The organism is Mesorhizobium sp. M1A.F.Ca.IN.020.06.1.1 (assembly GCF_004023265.1).
In the GTDB taxonomy this organism is placed as follows: Bacteria; Pseudomonadota; Alphaproteobacteria; order Rhizobiales; family Rhizobiaceae; genus Mesorhizobium.
Map to the genome: position 1 here is coordinate 1 of NZ_RZSR01001528.1, position 819 is coordinate 819.

Consider the following 819-nt stretch of genomic DNA (forward strand, 5'->3'; position numbering starts at 1 on the left):
GCTGGCGCTTGTCGCCTTCGTGCTGGTGGTGCCGATCGGCATCCTCGGCGGCGTGATCGCCGCGCTCAACCTCAACCGGCCGCTCGACCGCATCATCAGCCTCGGCGGATTGTCGGTGACGGTGCTGCCCGAGTTCGTCACCGGCATCATCCTGATCCTGATCTTCGGCGTCTGGCTGCGCTGGCTGCCGATCGCGGCGGCCTGGCCGAAGGGTGCCGGCGTCTTCACCCAGCTCTATTATCTCATCCTGCCGTCGCTGCCGCTGTTTCTGGTGCTGTTCGGCTATATCGCTCGCATGGCGCGGTCGGGGATGATCGAGGCGCTCGACTCCGACTATACGCGCACCGCGGTGCTTAAAGGTCTGCCCTGGCGCACGGTGATCTGGCGGCATGTGCTGCGCAACGCGCTATTGCCGACCATCACCGTCATCGCAACCCAGACCGGCTACCTCATCGGCGGCCTTGTCGTGATCGAGACGCTGTTCCGCTACCAGGGCATCGGCTCGCTGATCTTCACTGCCGCCCGCGGCAAGGATTTTCCGATGCTCGAGGCCGGCATCCTCACCATCGGCATCGTCTATGCGGTGGCCACATTGATCGCCGATTTCCTCTATTCGGTGCTCAATCCGCGCATCCGGCTGGGAGCGGAGCAATGAGCGCGACAGACACACCCGCTAACCTGCCAACGCCGGACGCCGCGACACAGCGCAGCCCCTGGGGCGAGGTGCTGCATTCGCTCTTGCGATCGGGAACCTTCCTGACCGGGCTCGGCATCGTCCTGCTCTGGATCGTCTGCGCGCTGTTCGGCGAGCATTTCGTC

The 819-nt window shown here is 64.7% G+C and carries 1 protein-coding gene; it reads left to right on the forward strand.

The window, feature by feature from the left end; all coding sequences use genetic code 11:
• Nucleotides 1–655 (forward strand): ABC transporter permease (locus EOA60_RS35330; protein ID WP_164899889.1); only part of this gene is annotated, 655 nt, incomplete at its 5' end.
• Nucleotides 656–819: the final 164 nt, after the last annotated feature.